Below are 20,706 nucleotides of genomic sequence, written 5' to 3' on the forward strand. Positions count from 1 at the left end.
CAAATTTTATTAAGAACTGCGCTATTCATGAATGTCTGCACTGTAAATATATTCTATTTTTCCGTCCTGCGTTTCAAGAAGAAGTACGCCGTCTTTTGTAATGCCTTTGGCAAGTCCGTGCATTGTTTTTTTCGAAGTGACTGCTGTAATTTGCTTTCCAATGGTAACAGCCAGAGACTCCCATTTTTCACGCACAGGGCCAAATCCTTCATCGAGCATTTTAAAATACCAGTATTCATATTCTTTTAATATTTCTGCGAGCAGCCGGGCCCGATTGTAGAGCTGATTTCCCTCTAATGCAAGCGAAGTTGCACGGTCCTGGATGTCCTCTGGAAAGTCCTCTGTTTTCTGATTTATGTTTAAACCGAAACCAACGATCACCGCGTGGATCTGATCAGGATCTGACTGCATTTCAATGAGAATTCCTGCTATTTTTTTATCCGCAATTAATAAATCATTCGGCCATTTAATATCCACAGGAAGACCGGTTACTTTTCTTACTCCTTCTGCAATAGCGACAGCTGTTAACAGCGTGAGTTGAGGGGCCTGCTGCGGAGGAAAGGAAGGACGCAGAATCAGGCTGCACCAGAGTCCGGTTCCTTTTGAGGAGTGAAAGGGCCTGCCCAGCCGCCCCTTTCCTTTCAGCTGCTCTTCTGCCACCACAATGGTTCCTTCCGGCGCCGCTTCTCTTGCCGCTTCATGGGCGGGAATCTGGGTCGAAGCCACTTGATCAAACGAATGAATAACCCGGCCGAACGCTTTAGTTTCCAAATGGGCGTTGACTTCGTCAGCGGTTAAGGAGTTGGGAGTATATTCGATTTGATAGCCTTTTTTCGTTACCGCATTTATTTTATAGCCTTTTTTGCGCAGTTCTTCGATATGCTTCCATACGGCCGTTCTGGATATTCCCAGCTTATCGCTTATTTCCTGTCCGGAAACAAAAGAGCTGTCTGATTCATTTAACAATGCCAATAGCTTATCCCTCACTATTTTCCCTCCCTCTTTTTGTTGTATAAATACCGGCTTCCTCCAAAAGTGTATGTTTTTCGTTGGCGATTTCTCCAGTTACTACTTTTCTTTCCAAAAAACGAAGCAGGCTGCTATAACGGGAAGACGAAAGCTCTGGAAACTGCTTTTGAATATCTTTTCCGTTTACGGCTAGATCTCTGATTGATTGTATAGGAACGGCGTTCAACCGGCTGTCAAATACTTTTAGTTCCTGTTCATCCGGAGTATACTGATACTTCCATTGATGCAGCGTATAGCCGCGTACGGCCTGCTCGCGTCCTAGTGTATAAAGAGTGTACAGATCCTGCTTGTACCCTGGATCTTTTACTGCCTCCAAAAGCCGTCGGATTTGTTTTTTCTGCTGGTTGGAAAACGGCCAGCTTCCTAAAATCACCGATCCCGCCTCTCCATACAGCATAAGAAACAGACCCGTCCAGCGCAGGAGTTCATCGTCTAATTTTTCACTCGGGTACCGCCATAAACAAAGCGGATGCGATCGAATCATCCCGGGAAAAAACTGAAACACCCGGAATTCATCTGCTTTTTGAAGCGCACTGGCTGCAAATCTGCCTTCAAGAAGAAGCGAACATTCTTCTTTTATGCGTTCAACAGCTGTTTCCTGCAGGGTTTCTGTCTCCTTTTTGCAGACATCTTCTGTGTCGGTATCTATACGCCAGCCGAACTGGGCTTTAAATCGAAGCGCCCGCAGAATCCGAAGCGGATCTTCCTGTACACTGCGGGTTAAATCAACGGCTTTAATTAAACCGGACCTAACAGCACTTATGCCATCGAAAGGATCCACCAGCTCTCCATCTGCATCAACCGCCATCGCATTGCATGTAAAATCCCTGGAAGACAAATCCTCGTGGATGCCCGCGCCTTTCAACTCTGTTAACTCATAAATATGTCCCCCGCGCCTAATAATAATCGTTTCATGCCTGTTGGACATACGGTGTGCTTTGCCGAACTTGCTTTTTACTTCCTGGGCGGAAGCATCCACTGCTATGTCGATATCCCGGGGGATAGAATCCCAGCCATTTTTCACCCAGTCTCTTACGCATCCCCCGGTCAGCCAGCCTGTTATACCCCGCTTCTTTAATAACGAAAGAAACGCTGCTGCTTCGTTATAAACGTTCTCCATCAGCAAGCACCCTTTTGTACACGTCTTCGTATTGCTGGACGATTTTTAATGCTGAGAATTCTTCATTGGCACGCTTTTTTGCTTCACTGGAAAAAGATTGAAACGTATCGCGCCCTGCCATGATCTGCAGGGCTGCCTTTCCTGCCGCTTCCGGATCTGCTGCCGGAACGATCAAGCCTGAGCGGCCGTCTTCGATTACTTCCGGAATGCCGCCCACATCGGTTCCCACTACAGGAACCCCGCACGCCATTGCTTCTAAAGCAGCCAGTCCAAAGCTTTCTTTTTCTGATAATAAAAACATCACGTCCGACATATATAAAAAGTCGGATATATTCTTCTGATTCCCTAAAAAAAGAACGGACTCCGCGATGCCAAGTTTTTCTGCGAGCTGCCATGCTTTATTCAGATCCGGTCCATCTCCAAGCATCAGCAGGGTGGCTTTTTGTTTCAGCTGCACCGTATAAAATGCTTTAATAACATCCTCGACCCGTTTGACCGGACGGAAGTTGGAAATATGAATCAGCACTTTATTGTCTTCAGGAATTTTGTACTCCTGTTTCCACCATTGTCTGCTGTGTTCTTGAACGGCATCGGTATGATCAATAAAATTATATATACAGTCAATCGGCGCTTTAATGCCAAGCATATCTTTTGTCTGCTGGGCGAGCGACCGCGACACGGCTGTGACAGCATCTGATTTTTCTATTGCATAATAAATGGATTCTTTCAGTGAAGCATCGTTTGCAAGGACCGTGATGTCGGTTCCATGAAGCGTTGTTACTACCTTTAATCCAGTCTGGGCCATGTCTTTAGCCAGCAGAGCACAGACCGCATGAGGCACAGCATAGTGCACGTGAAGAATATCCAGCTTTTCCCGTTTGGCGACTTCTGACATTTTACTTGCCAGCGTTAAGGTATAAGGAGGATATTGAAACACTTCATATTGATTTACTTCCACCTCATGATAATAAATATTCGGGTATGTTTTATTCAGGCGGAATGGCATACTTGTTGAAATAAAATGAACCGTATGCCCTCTTTCTGCCAGTTGTTTTCCAAGTTCTGCTGCAACGACTCCTGATCCGCCTACTGTCGGATAGCAGGAGATACCAATATTAAGTTTCATTCTTCTTTCCTTCCTGGCAGTTCATTTAATAGTACGGGTGAATAAGGAGTGAAAGCTTCTGCATAGGAAACAGAAGCCTGCTTGCCCATAAGAAGATCACGTGCCCGCACGGATTCAATATACATGCTCGTAAGCGGTGTCTGTACACTTTCTTCGCCTAAAATAAATTGACTTTCATAGCAGAGCAGTGCCTTTTCTTTAACCTGTTGAACATTTGAAATATCTATATAGAAGCCGGGGCGGTTTATCATTCCGTTTATGCTGTACTGATAGGAATACGGCACGCGCCATGCCTCTCCTCCCGCTTCCGTATATCTGCGGATTCCCGCATCAAACAGTGCCTCTTTTATAATGGTGCCGCACATGATGTGATCCGGATGGCGGTCTTCATGCCAGGGGAAAAATACGAGATCCGGCTGCAGGGAACGGATCAGCGTCACTATTTCTGCATACTCCGGGCTTTCTTTTGTTAATTTTCGATCGGGAAAATTCAGCTGGTACCGCTCTTGTGCCCCGATCACTTCCGCCGCCCGCGCCGCTTCCTTCTGCCTTGTTTTGATATCCCCATTGCTTGAAAGCTCAGCTCTCGTTAACGCACAAAAAGCTACTTTATCGCCTTTTTGAGCATGAAGGGCGGCCGTGCCTCCCATTCCAATTTCTATATCATCCGGGTGGGCGCCAAACGCCAGCAGGGTCAACGAAGCAGCCATTATAAGTCCGCTTTCTTTGGTGCATTACGAAAATCAAGGAGCCCATCTTCGATTCCTTTAATCAGGACTTCCGCTGTAGCCATATTTGTAGCCAGCGGAACACCGTGTACATCACAAAGTCTGAGCAGGGCTGATACATCCGGTTCATGCGGCTGCGCAGTTAACGGATCGCGGAAGAATAAAATACAGTCCATCTCGTTTGTTGCCACAAGGGCGCCGATCTGCTGGTCGCCGCCGATCGGACCAGACTGAAAGCAGTGAACGTCAAGACCTGCTTCTGTCTGGATCCTTTTTCCTGTCGTTCCGGTGGCAAACAGCTGATGTTCCTGCAGTATACGGCTGTATGCCTGGGCGAATCCGACCATGTCTTCTTTTTTCTTATCGTGGGCGATCAAGGCAATATTCATGTTCGTCCTCCTACATTATGTTTTCTAAACCGTACACAAGCACGTTGTTCTCTACTACATATTCTACAGCCAGCTGAACGCCCGGCATAAAGGATTCACGGTTGATGGAATCATGCTTGATCGTAAGCGTCTGGCCTGCTCCTCCAAACATTACCTGCTGGTGGGCTACAAGTCCCGGCAGCCGGACGCTGTGAATTTTCATTCCGTCTATATCTGCCCCTCTGGCTCCGGCAAGCGATTCGGTTTCTTTTTCATGTCCCTGTTTACGAGGTTCACGATTTTCTTTGATCAATTCAGCTGTTTTGATTGCCGTCCCGGACGGGGCATCCAGTTTACGGTCATGGTGCATTTCCATAATTTCTACATCCGGCATGTAGGCTGCTGCCATTTTGGAAAATTTCATCATCAGAACAGCACCAATAGCAAAGTTAGGAGCAATAACGACCCCAATCTGCTTTTCTTGCGCTTCGCTGCTCAGTTTCTCAATATCGGCTTCTGTAAAGCCGGTTGTGCCTACAACAGGTGCTACACCGTGCATGAGAGCCGCTTCCAAATGCTTTCTGCCGATTTCCGGATTGGTTAAATCGATCAGTACGTCTATTTCATTTTCCTGAAAGCATTCGTGGATGTCAGTATACACCGGTATATCCAATGCCGGCATGCCGGCAATATCCTTTAAGCGGCTTCCATTATTTTTAGAGTCGATAACGGCACGAAGATCAAAATGCTCTGTCCGGTCTGCAAGCTTCACTGCTTCTTGTCCCATATTGCCGCGCGGGCCTGCTACAGCTATACGTATATGTTTTGTCATCAATCATTCTCTCCCTGTTCTTTTTTTGTCCAACGATCTGCATCCCGTGATTGAAATTTATCCATAACGAGATCAAATGCTTCATCCAGATCAATATGTAAAGAGTTTGCAAAGCATATTAATACAAATAGGATATCTCCCATTTCCTGTTCCATTGAATTTTCCTGTTCCTCTTTCTTTTTGGGCTTTTCCCCATAGGAATGGTTGACTTCCCGGGCCAGTTCGCCGGTTTCTTCACTTAATCGGGCCATCATGGCAAGCGGGCTGAAGTACCCCTCTTCAAACTGGCCGATATAGCGGTCTACTTCCTGCTGCATGTCCTGTATCGTCTTTTTACTCATTTGGTTATCCGCCTCCTGCTGATATCGTATCTGATTCCCTGCTTATTGACAATCCGAAACAAATTGTCTCCGAGTGCCTCTTCGCTTATACTGGTAAAGGCTGATGGAATAAAGGAGGAAATCTCGATGAAAACGAGCACGCATTTGACTAACATTGCTTTTGTTATTTTCGGCTCTGCCGTGATGTCTTTTGGACTTGTCTATTTTAACATGGAAAACAATCTCGCTGATGGCGGGCTGACTGGTATTGCATTAATTTTATATTTTATGTTCAACATAGATCCCGCTTGGTCAAACCTTATATTGAATATTCCGCTTCTATTTATCGGCTGGAAAGTACTCGGCCGGGTCGTATTCGTCTATACTATTATCGGCACGTTCAGTATCTCTTTATTTTTATGGCTCTTTCAACGCTTCCCTCTCGTTCATCTTCCCCTCGCGGAAGATTTGACGCTTGCTGCCTTGTTTTCCGGGGTTCTTGTCGGTTCCGGCCTGGGCATTGTTTTCCGCTTTGGAGGTACGACGGGAGGGGCTGACATTTTGGCCAAAGTAGGCTTCCGCTATTTCGGGTGGAGCATGGGCCGGACACTGTTTTTATTTGATGCCGCTGTTATTACGAGCTCACTTGTTTATTTAAACTACCGGGAGGCTATGTATACGCTTGTGGCTGTTTTTGTTGCTGCAAAGGTCATTGACTTTATCCAGCAGGGGGCATACTCTGCGAAAGCATCGTTTATTATATCGGATTATACAGAAGAAATATCTGCTGCCATTACGAAAGAGATGGGCCGCGGTGGAACAATGCTTAAAGGGACAGGATCTTTTACCGGATCCGATAAACAAGTGCTGTATTGTGTCATCGGCCGTAATGAACTCGTCCGGCTTAAAAACCTGGTGGAAAACATCGATCCGCATGCCTTTGTGACCGTAAACGACGTGCAGGACGTGATTGGTGAAGGATTTACGCTGGATGAAAACAAAAAGCCGATTCATATTTCATAGCTCTAAACAGAAGGAAAGCCGAGAAGATCTCTCTTCTCGGCTTTTTTCTATACTGTTTATTAGTCGTCCATCATAAAATACATGGCGATGAATCGCACAAGTTCCAGGACAGCGACTAGTGCTGCGGCTACATACGTTAATGCAGCGGCATCAAGTACTTTTTTTGTTTCTTTTTCTTCGTTGTTTTTTATAATTCCAGTACTGACAACCTGGGTCATTGCCCGGCTGCTGGCATTAAATTCGACCGGAAGTGTAACCACTTGAAACAGGACAGCTGCACTCATGAATACAATACCGGCGAGCAGCATACCCTGTGACTGTAGAAGCACACCGGCAATAATAAAGATAAACGAAAAGTTTGATCCTGTCGTAGCGGCAGGTACCAGCTTGCTGCGGACACGAAGGAAAGCATAATCTTCTGCATCCTGAATCGCATGGCCGACTTCATGGGCTGCGATCGCCTGGGCCGCTACTGTACGTTTGTTGTAGTTCCCTTCAGAAAGACGCACTACTTTTTTACTTGGATCATAATGATCGGTAAGCTTGCCTTTTACTGGCTCTACTCTCACATCGTATATACCATTTTCATGTAAAATCCGCTGCGCTACTTCCGCACCCGTCATCCCGGACGAGTTCGGCACGTTGGAATATTTCTTGTACGCTCGTTTTACCTTTGCCTGTGCCCAAAGGGGAATTCCCATCAGCAGCAGGAAGTAAATAATAAATGCACCTATTCCCATAGTGTCTTTGACCCCTCCATAATTAGTGTATACATTAATTTTATGTAAAACGTCAAAGAAAGTCAATCACTACGCTTTAAAGGTTTTGACGATTATATGACAACGCTGGCGCAGGCTTACATGGGACTCATCGTTTTTCTTCGGTTCCGCACGCCGAAGAAATACACAGCTCCGACAGATAGCATACCCAGCCAAAACGTAAAATACCCGATATGGGAGATGTACTCGCTTAAGGCCGGGGATAACCAGGGATACATCCCGTACACATAGTCAATAATATCGTTATGGACCGTCCAAACTGCCGCCACTGAAAGGTGCCAGGCTTTGATACGGTAAAAAGGCATATATAAAAATGCCTGTAACGCCATACCTGCATGGGAGGCGATGAGCATATAGTGCTGCCATTCAAGGGCCCCGCCGGAAAGGCCGGCTGCGGTATTCATCACTACCGCCCATATTCCGTATTTAATAAGCGTAACGGCAGCAAGTGCTTCTATCAGCCCATTCTGTTTTCGAATAATAAACAAGAATAAGACAAAACAAAAAAACAAGCTTGCTGTCGGGCTGTCCGGGACAAAGGGAAGAAATATAGGAGGGGTTGCCGCCAGTTGATATGCGTACCAGTAATACCCATAGAGCGTCCCGAACACATTAATTGTAAGCAGTATCCATAGTACTGGAGAATAGGTCATCCACCGGAGAAAAATCATATAGTCCCTCTTTCCAATAGCATTTTTTCCATACAAAATCGTCCTATAAACGATATCGTTTACAGGACGATGATGTCAATGCTTTATTCTTCTTCTTCGCCCTCTTCTCCGCCTTCTTCCCCACCTTCAGGGTTTCCACCGGAAGCGATATATTCAGCAAGCGTCTGAAGATCTTCATCGCTGCCTTCAAATTGATCTGCCGGCATTTCACCAATACCATTAACTGCGATATCTGCTACACCTTCTGCATCATAAGGTACATCAAATATAGGCGGTCCGGCAGCACCTGAACCCTGCAGCTGATCGCCGTGGCAGCCAATACAGCCCTGCTCCGAGTATATTTCATACCCGGCAGCTTCCATATCGACACTTTCCGCGGCTTCCATTTCCTCTTCATCAAGCATTTCGCCCTGCGCTTCCGCTTCTTCCCAATCGTGGCTGTCTACTGATTCCCACGTGAGATAAACAGTGGCCAGCACACCCAGCACCATTAATGAAGTAGCAATAGGACGTTTAGAAGCTCTGCGCTCCGGTCCTGTATCCAGCCATGGTGCCAGCAGAAGTGCTCCAAAAGCCAGTCCCGGAATAACAACGGCGCCAATAACAGTAAGTTGTCCAGAAGCGTATTCGTATTTTAACAGCTGGTACAAAAACAGGAAATACCAGTCAGGAAGCGGTATGTAGCCTGAATCCGTAGGATCAGCCAGCCTTTCCAGCGGAGCCGGATGGGCAATAGTTAAACATAAGAATCCGATAAGGAATACGGCACCAACGAGCCACTCCTTAAGAAGGAAGTTTGGCCAGAAAGCTTCCGTATTTCCTGGAAACTCCGAATAGTCTTTTGGGATATTCGGTTTTTTATTGTCAGGCACACGGGAGTCTCCGACAAATTTCATGCCTTTTCCTCTATGCATCGTTTATATCCCCCCAATCAATATATTCTTCACTGTCCTTTACAATGGACCAGAAATACCTTGTTTTCTAATCATAATAAAGTGGGCAGCCAGCAATCCGAGCAGTGCACCCGGCAGGAAGAATACATGAATGGCAAAAAACCTGGTTAATGTCTGCGCCCCAATAATATCAGGATCTCCCGCCAGCAGTGTCTTCGTCAGTTCCCCAACGATAGGAACACTCTCTGCGATTTCAAGTCCAACAACTGTTGCAAAATAAGCTTTCATATCCCAGGGAAGAAGATACCCTGTAAAGCCCAGTCCAAGCATAACGAAAAATATAAGTACACCAACTACCCAGTTTAATTCACGGGGCTTTTTATAAGATCCGGTAAAAAAGACACGCAGAGTGTGAAGAAACATCATAACAATGACGAGACTCGCTCCCCAGTGGTGCATCCCCCGGACAATTACTCCAAATGCCACTTCCCCCTGGAGGTAACGAACGGATTCATACGCATTTACAATATCTGGAACATAATACATCGTTAAAAACATACCGGATAAGATCTGAATCACAGTAATAAAAAAGGTAAGGCCGCCGAAACAGTATACAAAAGCGGAAAAATGGTGGGCCGGGTTGACGTGCTCCGGCACTTCATGGTCCGCTATGTCCCTCCACATAGGAGTGATATCGAGACGGTCGTCTACCCAGTCGTACACGCGCTGCAACATATGTAATTCACCCCCTATAATTGTGGTTCTGCTGTACCTAAGTAAACTGTGCCGTCCCGTACTTCTGTTACAAACTTATGAAGCGGCTCTGTAGGCGGTGTTCCCGCCACATTGGTTCCGTCTTTTTCAAAACGGCCGAAATGACAAGGGCAGAAGTACTGTCCCGGGTAATCTTCATTGGCATCCCAGTTGACCGTACATCCTAAATGCGTACAGGTAGGTGAAAGTGCAACGATATCGTCCCCTTCTCTGTAAATCCATGCAGTTTCAGTAACTTCTGACTGATACCATGCATCGACCTGCTCGAAGGAAAAGTCAAACCGCTGCGGCTCTTCCGTTAAATCCGCCAGTTCAGCAACCGCGTACATATCGCTTTCCGCCCCCGCTTTCAAAATCGGGTCTACTGCAAATCTCGCCATAGGCAGTATCACTCCTGCCGCCATAAATCCGCCAACTCCAGTAAGCGTGTATGTAAGAAACTGGCGCCTGGATACATTATGCTTTTTTTCACTCAATCTATTTCCCTCCCCCATTTAAAAAGAAATAAAGCCCTTACAAAACAAACGAAAAAAAGAAACATCATTCTGCTTTTTTGATTTGTTATTGCAGAGACACGCCTTTAAAGGCAGAACTACACCATTTTCGTAACCTGGTTCGTTAACTATAGTATAACAGAAAACAATCCCTCTTTCCTGTCTTTCTGGATAAAAAGAAAGCTGGGATACATTTATAATATCCCAGCTTTTAACTATATGTCAACGTTGTCTCCAAACCGCGTTAAAACGCGCCGGTTATTCGTTCCATTTCATTGTAAGCAGGGGCAGCAGTTGTTTCATCTGCTCTGAAATAATTTGTTTTTTATAAGAACTTTCCAGGTTTTCAAAAGGCACAAACGGCATCCATAAAAGCATCCCGTCCAGGTTTTTTTCCACCTGTTTCCAACTGGCATCCGACGTGACAAATATAATATGGGAAAAGCCGCCCTGCTTCGCCTCTTCTATCCATTTCTGGATTTCCGGCACCTGCTCTTCCACCGATTCTTTTTTTAAATAAGGAAAGGCGGGAGAGAGCATGATCCTGCCTTTGAACTGCTTTTCTATTTCCCAGGTTAATGCTTCTACAAATTCCTGCATCGAGGCACTTTGTTTTATTTCGTCTGTAAATGATACAGGCTGCAGAGGCAGCAGCAGTGTATCTATATATTGTTTTTCCCTGTGAAAAACGGTCACATCATCTGCGGTCCATTTCAATACAAACCCTCCTATTATTCCTGTTCCAGCTCCTCAAGTCTAAGCACTGCCGCCTGATTATCCGGCTCTTCTAAAAGAAGCTGCTTCCACATCATAATCGCTTTGTCTTTATAACCCATCTCCAAAAGCAGTGCCGCGTATTCATCAAGAAACACGGTGTTTTCTTTCAGTTCAGGATAAATTTTTTCAAATAGAGCAAGTCCTTCTTCCAGATCATCTCTGCCTGCATATGCTCTGGCTTTATTCCAATCAAACAATACATCTGTTTCTCCAAGATTCTGGAGGTGCTCAGCCAGATCAATCATCTGGTCATATTCATCATTTTGATGCCACATAGAAAATAAAACGGAGGCTGCTTCTGCATTAGCCGGGTTCAGAGCAAGCGCTTCTTTTAAATATCCTTCGGCAAGCTCTGTATTTTCAAGAGAGCCTTGGACAATGCCTGCTTCTACATAAAGCTGATCATTAAAATTATCTACTTTCAGCCCTTCCTGAACTGCTTCAAACGCTGCTTCCCATTTCTTCTGATGCTTGTAGGCCTGAATTAAATAAGGGTATAAAGAGGCGTATTCATAGTCCATCGCTTTTAGTTCTTCAAATTTCTGTGCTGCCAGTTCATAGTCCTTCACCTGAAGAGCCGTATACGCATAACCGAACAGCGCGTTCATTTCACGCTTTTCTTCCAGGCCCGTTTTGTAATATTTCATGGCATCTTCAAACTGGCCGGTAGCACTGTAGGCTTCGGCGAGACGTAAAGACAGGCTGCCTTCCGGGTATTGAAAGCCATGCTGTTCTGCCTGTTTTAAATAAGGAATCGACTTGGCAAAATCTCCTCTTTCCAGGTAGTACTCCCCCAGCCCGGCAAGCAGAACCGGCTCTTCCGGTGCTTTCTGCAGCGCCTGCAGAAGCCTTGATTCTGCTACTTCATCAAGTCCCTGCAGCTGATACAAATCAGCCAGCAGCATTTGGGCCTGCAAGAAGTTTTCATCTTTTTCTTTTATTTCCAGCAGCCATTCAATCGCATCTTCCTCCTGGTCGAGGTCAATTGCATTTTCTGCTGCAATTAAATACAGTTCGGTTTCATCAGGGTAATGCTGAATAAGCTCATCAATAATAGGCTTGGACTTATCTGCAAGACCGAGCTCTTCATAAACCTGCAGGATGTCGTATTTTTCCTGGTGTGATGCGGTTTTCTCAAGTGCTTCAAGCTTTTCGAGTCCTTCTTCTACTTTGCCGTTATTTATCATATCGTAAATATTTATTAAATCCACTGGTTTAAAACCCTCCATCGTTCTTTCTGTATTCCTCTTTGCCTCGTATAGTATATCAAATTATACAGTTTAGTTCGACCGGCGCCTTTTATGTAGGAACACGAAAAAAAGACCTGATTCGTAAACGCTTACAAATCAGGTTAGCAAAAAATTGCTATTCAATTGAATGAGTATGGATAGGAGTGGAGAGAAACCATACGCTAACTATATTCTATCAAAAATTTCCATATTGTCAACTCTTTTTAGAAGAAAAACCGCCTGAAAAAAACAGACGGTTTACAAATTATTATTCAGCTAAATACGTATCATATAAGGAATACTGAAGGAATCGGCTTCCCTCTTCCCGGTCTTTTTCCGAACGGAATGTCAGCTGAAGAACACCGGTAATATCTTCTCTGGTTTCCATAATACGAATATTAATAATGCTGATATTATTCTTCGCAAGAATGCCGGTGACATCCGAAATGACCCCCGGATGGTCCGGAACATCTACAAATAAATCATAAAAAGACTGCAGTGCTCCTTTTTCCCGTGTTGGCAGTGTATCGCGAAAACTTTTCGCTTCTGAAAAGTAATCCAGAATGTTGTTGCTGTCTTCTTCTTCTATGAGCAGTTCCATTTTATTCATTTGAACTTTCCAATCAGCAAGAAGCTTCAGGAGCATTTCTTTGTTCTGCAGAAGTATGTCCCGCCACATGATAGGGTTGGCAGATGCAATTCTCGTAATATCCCTGAAGCCTCCGGCTGCCAGCTGGCTTGCCATTCCGTCTTTCTCTCCGGCATCCCGGACCTGGTGGACAAGTCCGGCAGCTATGATATGAGGAAAGTGGCTGATAAGACCGGCCAGCTGGTCGTGCCTCTGCGGCGCCATTTCAATAAATCTTGCCGACGTGCCTTTCAGCCAGTTCTGCAGCTGAATGACCCGATTCATGCCGGTGCCGCTCACGGGTGTCAGTACATAATAAGCGTTCTCGAATAAATGTGGTTTGGCTGCCTGTACCCCGCTTTTATGCGATCCTGCCATAGGGTGGCCTCCGATAAAGGTAACCCCCTGGTCTGCAAAATCTGCTGCTGCGCAGATTTGCTGCTTCGTGCTTCCAACATCGGTAATGATAGCTCCCGGCTTCAGCTCAGTATCCTGAAGCCGTTTTAGTATATTGACGGTTTTTGTTACGGGCACAGCTACGACGATCAGATCCGCTTCTTTCACTCCCGTCTCAAGCGATTCGGCACAGACGTCAATCACACCCAGTGATTTAGCCAGGCGGAGCTGATTTTTGTCTACGTCGACACCCGTTATTTCAGCATGATGTTCTTTTTTTATCGCCAAAGCAATGGAACCGCCTATCAGGCCCATTCCAATGACACTTACTTTTTTATTTGCCACTTTTGTACTCCTTTAAGCGTATCCTTTGTTACTTGGAAGATACGTTGACTTCTTCTAAACAGGCAGCGAATGCTGTCATAAATGCTTTATTTTGTTCTTTTGTCCCTATTGTTACCCTAATTGCTTCCGGAAAGCCAAGTGCCTGACCGGATCGGACGATAAACCCTTTCTTAAGGAGAGCATCAAACATTACATCTCCCGGCACTTTAACGTAAATTAGCAGAAAGTTTGCCTGTGTAGGCAGGTACGTAAGGTTGTGTTTGCTGCAGAATGCCTGCAGTTCTTCCAGCCCTTCTGCATTATCTGCTACACACTGCTTAATATGCTCCTGGTCCTCTAGTGCTTCAATCGCAGCAACCTGGCTTGTTGTCGTTAAGTTGAACGGCGGTCGCACTCTATCCACAAGAGAGATCAGCTCCGCTGAAGCGATTCCGAAGCCTACCCGCAGGGAAGCCATCCCATATGCTTTAGAAAACGTGCGCAGCAGCATTAAATTCGGCGTGTCAGCCAGCATAGACATCGTCTGTGGGTAATCGTCTGCTGTAACATATTCAATATACGCTTCATCCGATACAATCAGCACGTGCTCCGGTACCTGTTCGACAAATTTTCGAAAAGCTGCATCGTTTACATACGTACCGCTTGGATTATTCGGATTGCATACCCATACGATCCGCGTCTGCTCATCGATTGCTTCAAGCATCGCATCGAGGTCATGTACTCCGTCCTGCAGAGGGACTTCCCGAATTTCAGCGCCTTCAATTAACGCGTTGTGTTTATACTGCGAAAAAGAGGGCGTAGCCATCACGGTGTTCGTCGTATGATCAAGAAAGGTACGGCAGAGCATAAGAATCACTTCATCGGAACCTGCTCCAAATACGAGCTGCTCCCCTTTCACTCCAAGAAAATCAGCTGTTTTTTTACGCAGTGCCGCAGCATAGCCGTCCGGGTATATTTCCAGACGGGAAGCGGTTTCTTCAAGCGTATGCTTTACCCGGTCGGAGGCCCCGCGAGGATTTTCATTGGAAGCAAGCTTAGTTACTTCTGAAAGACCAAGCTCTTTTTTTACTTCTTCTATCGGTCTTCCCGGTTGATACGGTGTCATACCGTATATCTGCTTTTTAGCTTTCATTTGGATTCCTCCATTTATTGTTGGTGGGAGGAAGGGACCGCTAATAAACCTTCTACATACTGCTGTATGGACTCAAGCGCATCCCTGCGTTTCGCTTCATGCTCTAATTCAGCCTGAAGTCCTTCCACTTTTTTCATAATCGCACTACCAATAATAACCCCATCGGCTGAGCCTTGCAACCTCTTCACCTGCTCGGGGGTGGAAATGCCGAACCCTACGGCAACCGGCACTTCACTGCTCGCTTTTACCTGTTCGATAAAGGTATAGGCTTCAGGAGGAAACTCATCTCTTGTGCCTGTAACGCCCAGGCTCGAGACACAGTATAGAAATCCTTCCGCCTGCGCTGCGATTTTTTCCAGCCTTGTGCTTGAAGTCGGAGCCACAAGAGAAATATTAGCCAGATTTTCTTTTTTAGTTAAGGTGCTTAATTCTTCACTTTCCTCTAGAGGAAGATCCGGAATAAGCACGCCGTCTGCTTCATTTTCTTTCAGCTTTTCTATAAAGGTCTCAATTCCCATTCGCAGGACCGGATTATAGTAGGAAAAAATAATAACCGGAATCGTTAGTCCTCTTTTTCTCATTTCAGGAATTAATTCAATAGCAGCAGTAAGCGACATTCCGTGCTTAAGAGCACGCAGGGCGGAACGCTGCAGGACGGGACCATCAGCCAGCGGATCAGAATAAGGAATTCCCAGCTCCAGTATATGGGCTCCGGCTTTCTGCATCGTCACTGCCAGCTCAATCGTCGTTTCTTTATTTGGGTCCCCTGCCATAATAAATGGAATAAACAGCGGATAGGAGGCGCCTTCAGCGGCCTCCCGGACGGTTTGTCTTGTCATGACTTATCCTCCTGTTCCAATGATTCCTTTATCGTGTTTACATCTTTATCGCCGCGGCCGGAAGCACAGATAACCAGTATTTGATCTTTAGACATCTTTTTCGCCTGGGCAAAAGCCAAATGAAGGGCATGCGCCGTTTCAATCGCCGGAAAAATGCCTTCTGTCCGGGTTAATTCTTTAAGGGCTTCCAGTGCTTCATCGTCTGTTACCGCTTCGTACTGTACCCGGCCGCTTTCAGCAAGATGCGAGTGTTCCGGACCGATGCCCGGATAATCAAGGCCGGCTGAAATAGAATACGGTTCAATAATCTGTCCGTTTTCGTCCTGAATTAGATAGGTAAGGGAACCGTGAATCACCCCTTTTGTGCCTTTGCTGATAGTCGCGGCATGCTGGTTTGTTCCGATTCCCATGCCGGCAGCCTCAGCGCCGTACAGCTCTACATCGTCTTCCAAAAACGGATAAAACATGCCAATGGCGTTACTGCCTCCTCCGACACACGCTACTGCTGCATCAGGCAGGGACTGTTCGATCTTCTGGAGCTGCTGCTTTGTTTCATCGCCGATAATGCGTTGGAAATTGCGGACAACTTTCGGATACGGGTGGGGCCCTACGACAGAACCTATCAAATAAAAAGTGTCTTCTACATTGGATACCCAGTAACGAATGGCTTCGTTTGTCGCATCTTTAAGCGTTTTGCTGCCGGAAAGTGCAGGGACGACTTCTGCTCCGAGCAGTTCCATCCGAAAGACATTCAGCGACTGCCGTCTCATATCTTCTTCTCCCATAAACACTTTGCATTCCAGCCCCATGCGCGCGCAGACGGTCGCCGTAGCCACTCCGTGCTGACCGGCTCCGGTTTCTGCAACTATTTTCTTTTTGCCCATTCTTTTTGCCAGAAGCGCCTGGCCGACAGCGTTATTTAATTTATGCGCGCCGGTATGAAGCAGGTCTTCGCGTTTTAGGTAAATTTTAGCGCCGCCAAGTTTTTCTGTCAGGCGTTCGGCATACGTAAGAGGAGTTGGACGACCGGCAAATTCTTCCAGCGTATGATGGTAATCGTTCATAAATGCTTCATCATTCCATGCTTCTTCAAAGGCCTGTTCCAATTCTTCCAAAGCATACATTAGTGTCTCCGGGACAAATTTCCCTCCAAAAGCCCCGTACCGTCCTTTATCATCTGGATATACTTTACTCATTTTTATATAACCTCTTTTCCAGTTGTCGTACTTTTTCCGGATCTTTTTCTCCACTGCTTTCGAGACCGCTCGAAAGATCAATTCCCCACGGCTCATGGTCCAAAAGCTCCTGCACATTATCAGGCGTTATGCCTCCGGCAATAAACAAAGGCACATTCAGGCGGTTTCCATACTCTATATAACGGCCGGCATGCGACCAGTCAAAGGATTCTCCAGTGCCGCCCCAGGCATGTTTTGCTTTGGCATCAATAACAAACCCATCTACATTATTTAAAAACTGTTCCAGTAACAACAGAGAATTTGGATCATGATGAATAGCTTTCCATATGTCTATATCTGGAAACGCGGTTTTGACGACAGCTGTCTGTTCCGGCGTTTCGGAACCGTGCAGCTGAATGACATCCGGACGGACAGTCTGCACAGCCTTTTTTATCGTATCCATCGTTTCATTCACAAATAAAAACACCACTTTTTTGTCCAGGTCCGGATAATGCTCCAGCCATCCTTTTACTGTATCAGGGGAAACATACCGCCTGCTTTCTGCCATCACAAAGCCGATGTAGGAAGCCTGCGAATCAACGGCTGTCTTCAACCCTGCTTCTGAATGCACGCCGCAGAATTTATATACCGGTTGAGACATCGTTTTCTCCTAACAGCTTTCGCAGCGCCTGTTCCACGTCCGGCTGACGCATCAGCGACTCTCCAACGAGAACGCCGCGCGCTCCTGCCTTTTTTACTTCCAGTACATCTTCATACGTGGCAATACCGCTCTCGCTGACTAAAAGGCTTCCTTCCGGCAGCAGGGCGGATAAATCCCTTGTCGTATCAAGCGACGTGTAAAAGGTTTTCAAATCCCGGTTGTTGATGCCGATAATTTCCGGCTCGAATTCGTCCAGAAGCGCTGTTAACTCATCTTTGGAATGGCACTCCACAAGAACGTCCAGACCGGAGCCTTTTGCTTCTTTATACAATTCATGAAGACGCTTCGGCTTCATTGCTTCTGCAATCAATAGAATGGCATCTGCTCCAATGCGCCGGCTTTCTTCAATCTGCTTTTCATCGATAATGAAATCTTTACGGAGCACCGGCAGGTGAACAGCCTGTTTTACCGACGTAACGTATTCTTTTGCACCTTGAAAATAGGTGACATCCGTTAGCACGGACAGCGCCGCGGCACCTCCTGCTTCGTAGCTTTTAGCAATGCTGACTGGATCAAAATCCTGCCGGATCACACCTTTGGAAGGAGAAGCTTTTTTTACTTCGGCGATGACGCGGATCACACCCTGCTTTGTTTCGAGTGCTTCTTTTAACGAGTAAAAAGGCACCTGCACCCGTTTTTCAAGGGTAATTTCTTTTATCTCCTCTGCTTTTGTAGCAAGAATCTTATCAAGCATGACTTTCTTTAACCCCGCTTTCCTGTAAACGATGAAGCTGTTTTAAAAAGAGTCCATCCTCGAGTGCTGCTTTTGCTTTTTGGTAGCCCTCTTTAATAGAAGCCGATTCATCTGACACATACAAAGCAGCAGCCGTATTCAACAGCAGAATATCGGTGGCGGCACGGCCGGCTTTGTTCGCAAAAATCTTTTCTATTAATGCCGCACTTTCCTCGGCGGTTTCCACCTGTACTTCTTCAATAGAGGCCGATACAGCTCCGATGTCTTCCGGCGTTATCGTATATTCAGAGATCTTTCCATCTTTCAGCTCAGCTACGTACGTTTTTCCGGTGATTGTGATTTCGTCGAGACCATCCGCTCCGGTTACAAGCATGGCCCGCTTAGCTCCGAGGCGCTGCAGCGTTTCGGCCATCTGCAGTCCGGCTTCTTTTTTGAAAACGCCGATGACCTGGGCATCTGCATTTGCCGGATTGGTTAACGGGCCCAGCAGGTTAAAAATCGTACGAAATCCTATTTCTTTCCGGGGTGCGACGGCATGCTTCATGGACACATGGTACAAAGGAGCAAATAAAAACGCCATCTGCTTATCTTTGAGCGAACGGGCCGCTTCTTCCGGGGTGGACTGTACAGAAATATTTAACTTTTCCAGCACATCCGCGCTTCCGCTTTTGGAGGAAACCGAACGATTTCCGTGTTTTGCCACATTAACCCCCATAGAAGATAATCCAATGGCCGCAGCGGTGGAAATATTAAACGTTGAGCTTAGATCTCCTCCGGTGCCGCACGTATCCACTACAAACGGCTGTGTATGGTCAATCTGAATAACGTGTTCCTTCATAGCTCTTGCAAAACCCGTCATTTCATCTACGGTTTCCCCGCGGTAGCGCAATATAGAAAGCAGGCTTGCTATTTGGCTTTCTGTGGCTTCACCTTTCATAATAACGTCCATCGCCTCATAAGCTTCTTCTTCGCTGAGCCTGTTTCCTTCTATACACGAAGCCAGCAGTTTTTTAAGCATCTTGTACCGTCTCCCCTTTCTCATAAAACATTTCCTCGGCCACTTCAATCGCGCGAAGCAGAGCCGCTGCTTTATTCTGTGTTTCTTCATATTCCAGTTCCGGAACCGAATCTGCGACAATACCGGCGCCTGCCTGAATACGGGCTTTTCCTCCTTCTACTACCATTGTTCTAATGGAAATGCAGGAATCAATATTGCCATCGTAGCCTAAATAGCACACCGCCCCGGCATAGATTCCCCGGCGCGTCGGCTCCAATTCTTTTAAAATCTGCATCGCTCTGATTTTGGGCGCACCGGATACGGTACCGGCCGGGAAAGAAGCCTGAAGCGCCTCAATAGGAAGCGTACCGTCTGCAAGGCGTCCTGTTACTTTGGAAATGATATGCATAACGTGGGAAAACCGTCCCACTTCCAAAAGAACCGGTGTCTGCACAGAACCATATTCAGCTACTCTTCCTACATCATTTCTCGCCAGGTCAACGAGCATATAATGCTCCGCTCTTTCTTTTTCATCGGCAAGCAGGTCTTTTTCAAGTGCCAGGTCCTCTTCCTCGCTTTTTCCGCGCTTGCGTGTGCCTGCTATCGGATGAATCTCTACATGTTCATTATCGACCTGTATAAGACGCTCTGGTGAACTTCCGATAACTTCGCGGTCATCCAGCTTCAAATAAAATAAATAAGGGGAGGGGTTAACCATCCGTAGAATCCGGTACAACTGAAATCCGGTCACGTGTATATCCCGCTCAAAACGCTGGGAAAGAACCGCCTGAAAAATGTCGCCGGCTTTTATATATTCTTTAATCGTCCGGACATCTTCCAGAAATTTTTCTTTTTTATAATTAGAGACAACGTTGGAAAAATCAACATCCTGATTAGCATCATATGGAGATAAAAAGGTATCTGCTTTTTTATTTTCCTGCATCAGGGCCATTAAACTCTCCACCGTGTCCCGGGCGTTCTGATAACGGACCGTCGGCTTTTCTTGTTCATTATTTTCGTAATGAACAAAGGAAAGTTCTTTCGTGTCATGGTCAAGGGCAATAATAGTCTCGCAGAATAACAACAGCACGTTGCTGTCGTCTTCGTTTTTACCTATCGGCTCAATGCCGTCCTCGAACTGTTCAATCGTATCGTAGGCTACCACTCCTACTGCACCACCTTTGAAAGGAAGCGAAATTGACGGGATACCGGGATTAATAATCGACAGGCTTTCTTCAAATAAGGCAGCAAGGCTGGCGTTTTCTGCTTTCACCTGCCTGGAGGTTTCCTCCACAAATTGAAACAAGCCGTTTTTTTCCTGGATCCGATAAGATGGATTCAGTCCGATAAAAGAATAACGGGACCAGGAGGATGCCGGGTCTTTACTCTCTAAAATAAAAACAGCCTGTTCTTCAACATTTTTAAATAGTTCAATAGGGGTTAATAAATCTGTGAAAAAAGTACGCACGTAGGGTACAAGCGGATGGCTTTCAGCCTGTTTTTGGAAGGACTCCATCGATGTTTCTGTCATCATAATGCTCCTCTCAAGAACAGAAGTCCGGCAGAAAAGGAGAATGAGGGTGGGTACAGCAAAAAGCGGGCGGGTGTGGCCCGCA

Annotated in this window: 23 protein-coding genes; 1 reads left to right on the forward strand and 22 read right to left on the reverse strand. The window is 46.1% G+C overall.

Annotated elements, in window-relative coordinates; all coding sequences use genetic code 11:
• Positions 1 to 21: 21 nt before the first annotated feature.
• From AC5W14_RS06730 to AC5W14_RS06760, 7 genes are read right to left on the reverse strand one after another with little or no spacing between them, the layout of a single operon-like run.
• Positions 22 to 990, reverse strand: coding sequence for a biotin--[acetyl-CoA-carboxylase] ligase (locus AC5W14_RS06730; protein ID WP_496194115.1), 969 nt, complete (start codon positions 988 to 990; stop codon positions 22 to 24).
• Positions 977 to 2,149 carry a tRNA nucleotidyltransferase/poly(A) polymerase-related protein gene (locus AC5W14_RS06735; RefSeq protein WP_496193986.1) on the reverse strand — a complete coding sequence of 391 codons (1,173 nt, stop codon included), beginning with the start codon at positions 2,147 to 2,149 and terminating at the stop codon, positions 977 to 979. Before AC5W14_RS06735 ends, AC5W14_RS06730 begins: the two co-directional genes overlap by 14 nt.
• Positions 2,133 to 3,275 carry an N-acetyl-alpha-D-glucosaminyl L-malate synthase BshA gene (gene bshA / locus AC5W14_RS06740; protein WP_496193987.1) on the reverse strand — a complete coding sequence of 381 codons (1,143 nt, stop codon included), beginning with the start codon at positions 3,273 to 3,275 and terminating at the stop codon, positions 2,133 to 2,135. Before bshA ends, AC5W14_RS06735 begins: the two co-directional genes overlap by 17 nt.
• On the reverse strand, positions 3,272 to 3,985 hold the full coding sequence (gene bshB1 / locus AC5W14_RS06745; RefSeq protein WP_496193988.1) for a bacillithiol biosynthesis deacetylase BshB1: 714 nt from the start codon (positions 3,983 to 3,985) through the stop codon (positions 3,272 to 3,274). The genes bshA and bshB1 overlap by 4 nt, the downstream gene beginning before the upstream one ends.
• Complete coding sequence (locus AC5W14_RS06750) at positions 3,985 to 4,392, reverse strand: methylglyoxal synthase (RefSeq protein ID WP_496058577.1); 408 nt, start codon at positions 4,390 to 4,392, stop codon at positions 3,985 to 3,987. Before AC5W14_RS06750 ends, bshB1 begins: the two co-directional genes overlap by 1 nt.
• Positions 4,393 to 4,402: 10 nt before the next feature.
• Positions 4,403 to 5,203 (reverse strand): 4-hydroxy-tetrahydrodipicolinate reductase, encoded by an 801-nt coding sequence (gene dapB / locus AC5W14_RS06755; protein WP_496058578.1) that lies wholly within the window; start codon positions 5,201 to 5,203, stop codon positions 4,403 to 4,405.
• Positions 5,203 to 5,544, reverse strand: a complete 342-nt coding sequence (locus AC5W14_RS06760; RefSeq protein WP_496058579.1) for a nucleotide pyrophosphohydrolase — start codon at positions 5,542 to 5,544, stop codon at positions 5,203 to 5,205. The genes dapB and AC5W14_RS06760 overlap by 1 nt, the downstream gene beginning before the upstream one ends.
• Before the next feature lie 126 nt (positions 5,545 to 5,670).
• On the opposite strand from AC5W14_RS06760, the gene AC5W14_RS06765 reads away from it, so the two are divergent.
• Positions 5,671 to 6,546, forward strand: a complete 876-nt coding sequence (locus tag AC5W14_RS06765; RefSeq protein WP_496058580.1) for a YitT family protein — start codon at positions 5,671 to 5,673, stop codon at positions 6,544 to 6,546.
• Between the two features lie 59 nt (positions 6,547 to 6,605).
• On the opposite strand, the gene AC5W14_RS06770 is transcribed toward AC5W14_RS06765, so the two are convergent.
• The 15 genes from AC5W14_RS06770 to trpE form a co-directional block, all read right to left on the reverse strand.
• Positions 6,606 to 7,286 carry a zinc metallopeptidase gene (locus AC5W14_RS06770; RefSeq protein ID WP_496058581.1) on the reverse strand — a complete coding sequence of 227 codons (681 nt, stop codon included), beginning with the start codon at positions 7,284 to 7,286 and terminating at the stop codon, positions 6,606 to 6,608.
• A gap of 116 nt (positions 7,287 to 7,402) precedes the next feature.
• A complete protein-coding gene (gene lhaT / locus AC5W14_RS06775) occupies positions 7,403 to 7,978 on the reverse strand; it encodes a lipoprotein heptaprenylglyceryl N-acetyltransferase LhaT (protein WP_496193989.1) in 576 nt (191 codons plus the stop codon).
• A 101-nt stretch (positions 7,979 to 8,079) separates the two neighbouring features.
• Positions 8,080 to 8,910, reverse strand: a complete 831-nt coding sequence (locus AC5W14_RS06780) for a menaquinol-cytochrome c reductase cytochrome b/c subunit (protein ID WP_496193990.1) — start codon at positions 8,908 to 8,910, stop codon at positions 8,080 to 8,082.
• A gap of 39 nt (positions 8,911 to 8,949) precedes the next feature.
• Positions 8,950 to 9,624 carry a menaquinol-cytochrome c reductase cytochrome b subunit gene (gene qcrB, locus AC5W14_RS06785; RefSeq protein WP_496058584.1) on the reverse strand — a complete coding sequence of 225 codons (675 nt, stop codon included), beginning with the start codon at positions 9,622 to 9,624 and terminating at the stop codon, positions 8,950 to 8,952.
• Positions 9,625 to 9,638: 14 nt separating this feature from the next.
• Positions 9,639 to 10,139 (reverse strand): QcrA and Rieske domain-containing protein, encoded by a 501-nt coding sequence (locus AC5W14_RS06790; protein WP_496193991.1) that lies wholly within the window; start codon positions 10,137 to 10,139, stop codon positions 9,639 to 9,641.
• A gap of 276 nt (positions 10,140 to 10,415) precedes the next feature.
• Positions 10,416 to 10,874 (reverse strand): YpiF family protein, encoded by a 459-nt coding sequence (locus tag AC5W14_RS06795; protein WP_496058586.1) that lies wholly within the window; start codon positions 10,872 to 10,874, stop codon positions 10,416 to 10,418.
• Positions 10,875 to 10,888: 14 nt separating this feature from the next.
• Positions 10,889 to 12,145 (reverse strand): tetratricopeptide repeat protein, encoded by a 1,257-nt coding sequence (locus AC5W14_RS06800; protein WP_496193992.1) that lies wholly within the window; start codon positions 12,143 to 12,145, stop codon positions 10,889 to 10,891.
• 286 nt (positions 12,146 to 12,431) lie between these two features.
• Complete coding sequence (locus AC5W14_RS06805; protein WP_496058588.1) at positions 12,432 to 13,532, reverse strand: prephenate dehydrogenase; 1,101 nt, start codon at positions 13,530 to 13,532, stop codon at positions 12,432 to 12,434.
• Positions 13,533 to 13,560: 28 nt separating this feature from the next.
• On the reverse strand, positions 13,561 to 14,664 hold the full coding sequence (hisC, locus tag AC5W14_RS06810; RefSeq protein WP_496058589.1) for a histidinol-phosphate transaminase: 1,104 nt from the start codon (positions 14,662 to 14,664) through the stop codon (positions 13,561 to 13,563).
• 14 nt (positions 14,665 to 14,678) lie between these two features.
• Positions 14,679 to 15,503, reverse strand: a complete 825-nt coding sequence (trpA, locus tag AC5W14_RS06815; RefSeq protein WP_496058590.1) for a tryptophan synthase subunit alpha — start codon at positions 15,501 to 15,503, stop codon at positions 14,679 to 14,681.
• Positions 15,500 to 16,699, reverse strand: coding sequence for a tryptophan synthase subunit beta (gene trpB / locus AC5W14_RS06820; RefSeq protein ID WP_496058591.1), 1,200 nt, complete (start codon positions 16,697 to 16,699; stop codon positions 15,500 to 15,502). Before trpB ends, trpA begins: the two co-directional genes overlap by 4 nt.
• Positions 16,692 to 17,339: a phosphoribosylanthranilate isomerase gene (locus tag AC5W14_RS06825; protein ID WP_496058592.1), complete on the reverse strand. Its 648-nt coding sequence runs from the start codon at positions 17,337 to 17,339 to the stop codon at positions 16,692 to 16,694. Before AC5W14_RS06825 ends, trpB begins: the two co-directional genes overlap by 8 nt.
• A complete protein-coding gene (gene trpC, locus AC5W14_RS06830; RefSeq protein ID WP_496058593.1) occupies positions 17,320 to 18,093 on the reverse strand; it encodes an indole-3-glycerol phosphate synthase TrpC in 774 nt (257 codons plus the stop codon). The genes AC5W14_RS06825 and trpC overlap by 20 nt, the downstream gene beginning before the upstream one ends.
• Positions 18,086 to 19,111, reverse strand: coding sequence for an anthranilate phosphoribosyltransferase (gene trpD, locus AC5W14_RS06835; RefSeq protein WP_496058594.1), 1,026 nt, complete (start codon positions 19,109 to 19,111; stop codon positions 18,086 to 18,088). The genes trpC and trpD overlap by 8 nt, the downstream gene beginning before the upstream one ends.
• On the reverse strand, positions 19,104 to 20,624 hold the full coding sequence (gene trpE / locus AC5W14_RS06840; protein WP_496193993.1) for an anthranilate synthase component I: 1,521 nt from the start codon (positions 20,622 to 20,624) through the stop codon (positions 19,104 to 19,106). The genes trpD and trpE overlap by 8 nt, the downstream gene beginning before the upstream one ends.
• Between the last annotated feature and the right edge of the window lie 82 nt (positions 20,625 to 20,706).

Source organism: Sinobaca sp. TMA16-18 (assembly GCF_059510535.1).